The following is a 4,821-nucleotide window of genomic DNA, read 5'->3' as shown; positions in this document are numbered from 1 at the left end:
ATCCATAAATCATCCCTCTCTTACATATCGATATAATTTTATCATATTTTCCAAGTCATTTCATTATGGAATCGTGAAACACTATTAAAAAATACACATATGTATATTTCTTTTTGTGAAAATCTTTACTCTTTCTTAAAAATAGGAATATGATTGTATTGTTTAGGGAGGGTAAAAGATGAATGAAAGTACAGATTTAATTAATGGAAAGATATGGAAAGCCATCCTCTGGTTTTCTATTCCAATGTTAGTGGGGAATTTATTTCAACAGCTCTATAATACTGTAGACTCCTATGTTGTAGGGAACTTTGTAAGTTCAGGTGCCCTTGCAGCAGTTGGGCAATCTACACCAATCATTAATACTCTTGTTGGTTTCTTTACTGGTCTTGCGACAGGTGCTGGAGTAGTCATTGCCCAATATTTTGGTGGCAATCATTTAAATAAGATGAAAAAAGCAATTCATACTTCAATTGCCTTAACTCTTATTTTATGTGTATTATTCACTATTCTAGGTATCGGATTATCAAAACAAATTTTAATTCTTATTGGTTCTCCTGATTCAGTCATGGCTCCTGCTTCTCTATATTTACGTATTTATTTTGGTGGCATTTCTTTTGTATGTATTTATAATATGGGATCTGGTATATTACGTGCTGTAGGTGATTCTAAAACTCCTTTATACTATTTAATTGTTGCATCTATTATAAATATTATTTTAGACTTTGTTTTTGTATTATATTTTCATATGGGTGTTGCCGGTGCTGGATGGGCTACTTTTATTGCCCAGGGAATCAGTGCATTACTTGTTATGATCAAATTAGTATTTTCTAAAGAAATCTATAAAGTAGAGTTTAAAGATATTTCTATCGATATGCCTATTTTAAAGAAGATTATTGAAATAGGAATCCCTACTGCCCTTCAGCAGTCCATTGTATCTTTTAGTAATGTCATTGTACAATCTTATATTAATTCATTTGGTGCAAATGCAGTGGCTGGTTATACTTCTTATGTTAAAATCGATGGATTCCTACAGCTGCCAATTCAAAGCTTTGCGATGGCTATTACGACTTTTACTGGACAAAACATTGGTGCGCATGCCATAGATCGTGTTAAGAAAGGTCTTCGTACAACAATGGCAATGACTTTTGGAGTAACAACTATGGGAGTGCTTATTATTTATATATTTGGAGAACAATTAGTAGGTATCTTCTCTAGTGATCCCGAAGTGATTAAATACGGTTATTTAATGGCACGAATATTCGCAGCAGGTTATCTTACATTACCTGTCATACAGATTATATCTGGTGCATTAAGAGGTGTTGGTTTATCAAATATTCCTATGTATTTCATGGTAGGTACTTTTGTCTTTTTAAGACAGATTTATCTTGCGATTGCAGTACCTTTAACTCATAACATTGGTATTGTATTTGCAGGATGGCCAGTTACATGGGTAATCTGTATGATTGGTTTACTTATTTATTACTTCCGTGTACATTGGTTAGATCATGTATAAGAATATCGGTATTATTCCGATATTCTTTTTTTGTAGTGGTATAATTGATATTGGACTGAATATCCATAAGAAAACTTATAGTTTAAGTGCTGGTTTAAAGGAATCAGGTGAAGTATTTTCTGAGACTAGGATTCCAGCTGATTCTGATTTTATTATCAAGCAGGCTACCCTGACCATTTTTTATACTAGAAGCTTGCAGAAAGAGGTAACATATGATTAAAACAATTCTAGGTGATATCACAAAAGTGTCAGATGTAGAGGCTATTGTGAATGCAGCGAATAATCTTCTTTTAGGTGGTGGAGGCGTAGATGGCGCAATCCACAAGGCTGCTGGAGATGAACTACTTAAAGAATGTAGAACACTTCATGGATGTGAGACAGGCGAAGCTAAAATTACAAAAGCATATAACCTTCCTTGTGATTATGTGATTCATACTGTTGGACCAATATGGTATGGTGGAAATCATAATGAAGAAGAATTACTGGCTAATTGCTATTACAATTCTATGAAGCTTGCAATGGAGCATGGTATTAGAAAGATTGCCTTCTCTTCTATTTCTACTGGTGTCTATCATTTCCCGGTTGAAAAAGCGGCGCATATTGCACTCGAGACAGTATCTCAATTCTTAAAAGAACATACTAATGATTTTGATTTGGTAGAATGGGTTCTCTTTGATTCTCATACTCAATCTGTATATGAAGCAGAATTGAAGAAATTTATGTAGTTTTCATCAACTTTTATTTGACTTTCACTACTTTATTAAGTATAATCAGACTCGCAATAAAATGAATAGCGGTACATAACAGTCGTGCAGCTACGTTCTTGACTTAGGGATGCAAAGTATCTTACCGCAAGAGAAATGCTTAATAAGAACATACGCAGGGTGAGTTATGAATTGTTATTGTTTTATGCAAATAAAACAATAAGGAGGTAACGTCAATGGCACGTTATACAGGCCCAATCTGGAAAAAGTCTAGAAGACTTGGTTTCTCAGTATTGGAAAACGGAAAAGAATTAAACAAGAGACCTTATGCTCCAGGTCAGCATGGTCAGAAGAGACACAAGAGCACTGAATATGGTCTTCAGTTAGCAGAAAAGCAGAAAGTAAGACATATGTATGGTATTAACGAAAAGCAGTTCCACAACACTTTCAACCGCGCTTCTAAGATGGAAGGTGTAACTGGTTCAAACTTCTTATTCTTACTTGAATCAAGATTAGACAACGTAGTTTATAGAATGGGATTTGCAACTACTCGTAGAGCAGCTAGACAGTTAGTAAACCATGGTCATATTTTATTAAACGGTATCAAGACTGATATCCCTTCATGTAAAGTAAATCCTGGTGACGTTATTACTGTTAAGGAAAGATCTCAGCAGTTAGATGTTATCAAGACAGCTTTAGAAGCTCAGACTCATGTTCCTGGCTTCGTTGAAGTAGATGCTGAAAAGAGAACTGGTAAGTTCACTAGACTTCCTGAAAGATCTGAATTAAATCAGGAAATCAACGAACAGCTAATCGTCGAATACTATAACAGACTTGGTTAATTCTATTAGCAGCCTTAGGGCTGCTTTTTTATTGGAGTAGATATGAATGCAACATTTAATTTAGTCATGGATATTATTGGCACGATTGCTTTCGCAATTTCTGGTGTTATGGTTGCGAGTAAAAAAAAGATGGATTTGTTTGGTATAAATATTCTTGCACTATGTACAGCAGTTGGTGGAGGGATGGTCAGAGATGTACTGATTGGTGTCACTCCCCCTGTTATGTTTAGAAATCCAATCTTTGTAATCATTGCATTAGTGACTGCCAACTTGACAATTTTAATATTATATTTTCATAAGAAAACAACTAGAAAGAGTATTGAATCTCTAACAACTCAATTATTATTTATCTTTGATACTTTAGGTCTTGCTGCATTCACAATGGATGGAGTGAATGCAGGTATGGCAGTTCATACAGGAATATTTCTTCCTGCCTTCCTTGGTGTGATGACAGGTGTAGGTGGAGGTATTATCCGTGATGTTCTCGCAAATGAATTACCGCAGGTATGTGTGAAACAGATCTATGCATCTGCTTCCATCGTTGGTTCCATCATTACATGTTTATTCATAAAGTATGGAGAAACAAATACTGCAGTTATATTAGGCTTTATTATAGTTGTACTTATTAGAGTACTTGCAGCCCATTATCGATGGGATTTACCAACAATTGAATACTATGAAGACAAACAAAAATAGGTTCTCGCGTGAGAACCTATTTTTTTGCATCATCATCAATACCTGACTGAATATTTGTACAGTCCATTAAAGAGTTAATAAGCTGTGCACGATTACGTTTAGTCATTGGGACCTTTTCACCTGTTGTAAGTTCTACATAATCATGACCAAATAAACGAATATATTCTCTATTAATCGTATAGCTTCTATGAATCTTAAAAAATTGTGTACCGAGTAACTCTTCCATCTTATTAAAAGAGACAGTACATGTAATTTCACCTTTACTTGTATATATAACTGTGTTGTGCTGGAATGCCATTACATAATGTATATCCTTTAAAGGAATTAAACATGTGTGTTTACTTTTATCATTTACTAAGATTGTTTTATCTGGTTCTATCAGTTTTTTAACCATATCCTTATAATACTGATATGTAGTAGAACCCATCTTATGAGGGAATACTTCTCCTTCTTCTAGTTTTCCTATGTAATCTGGTATATTCATATATACAATACGTCCTTCTCTTTCCTTATCAATAGACCAGACGAATGTACATCTTTGTTTTTCATGAATCATTTCTAATGATTTTATATCAGTCATAAGAAAAAAGCGTCCAACAATAATACATATGTTCTGCTGATTAAAAACACATTGTAAATCAATATGTGTCAATTCACTTTCTGAGCATCCATTCATAACTGAATATAAATAATTCACTAATTCATTTTTGCTAGAATAATATTGACTTGGATCAGCACCACAATAAAAAACATCATCGTCTAGATAATGGCTTAATAAACTCATATCCTTATGCCAAAATGTTTGTAAAATTTCTGTACTTGTACCAATTAAATCATTTACCACTTTTTTTCTCATATATATCACCACTATTAATTTACCAAAAATAATATTATAAGTCTCATACTTATGTATAAAAAGTTTTTTTATTGCACGAAAAGTATTCTTTAGACTTTAATTTATTTAAATATGTAAATCATACCCCATTATTTTCGGTTTTTAGTAAGTATTTTTATGACTTCACTTGTATTTTCTAATGTTTTATAATATTTGTTACTTATATAATAC

General features: G+C 33.2%; 5 protein-coding genes. 4 read left to right on the top strand and 1 reads right to left on the bottom strand.

Going from position 1 to position 4,821, the window contains the following annotated elements; all coding sequences use genetic code 11:
* Positions 1-178 precede the first annotated feature (178 nt).
* The 4 genes from ACT8VG_RS07360 (at position 179) to ACT8VG_RS07345 (ending at position 3,755) form a co-directional block, all read left to right on the top strand.
* The gene (locus ACT8VG_RS07360) at positions 179-1,513 is read left to right on the top strand and encodes an MATE family efflux transporter (protein ID WP_288705232.1); all 1,335 of its coding nucleotides are present in this window, start codon (positions 179-181) and stop codon (positions 1,511-1,513) included.
* 212 nt (positions 1,514-1,725) lie between these two features.
* Positions 1,726-2,238 carry an O-acetyl-ADP-ribose deacetylase gene (locus ACT8VG_RS07355; RefSeq protein WP_444195522.1) on the top strand — a complete coding sequence of 171 codons (513 nt, stop codon included), beginning with the start codon at positions 1,726-1,728 and terminating at the stop codon, positions 2,236-2,238.
* 215 nt (positions 2,239-2,453) lie between these two features.
* Entirely contained in the window at positions 2,454-3,059 is a 606-nt protein-coding gene (gene rpsD, locus ACT8VG_RS07350) for a 30S ribosomal protein S4 (protein ID WP_117458405.1), read from the top strand.
* Between the two features lie 42 nt (positions 3,060-3,101).
* Complete coding sequence (locus ACT8VG_RS07345; RefSeq protein WP_022425394.1) at positions 3,102-3,755, top strand: trimeric intracellular cation channel family protein; 654 nt, start codon at positions 3,102-3,104, stop codon at positions 3,753-3,755.
* Between the two features lie 16 nt (positions 3,756-3,771).
* Here the strand turns inward: ACT8VG_RS07345 and ACT8VG_RS07340 are convergent, their stop codons facing one another.
* Complete coding sequence (locus ACT8VG_RS07340) at positions 3,772-4,611, bottom strand: LytR/AlgR family response regulator transcription factor (RefSeq protein ID WP_432270929.1); 840 nt, start codon at positions 4,609-4,611, stop codon at positions 3,772-3,774.
* Positions 4,612-4,821: the final 210 nt, after the last annotated feature.

Source organism: Catenibacterium sp. (assembly GCF_052354645.1).
Taxonomy (GTDB): domain Bacteria; phylum Bacillota_I; class Bacilli_A; order Erysipelotrichales; family Coprobacillaceae; genus Catenibacterium; species Catenibacterium mitsuoka_A.
The sequence above is the reverse complement of the archived record's forward strand: the minus strand, read 5'-3'. Positions and strand labels throughout refer to the sequence as shown.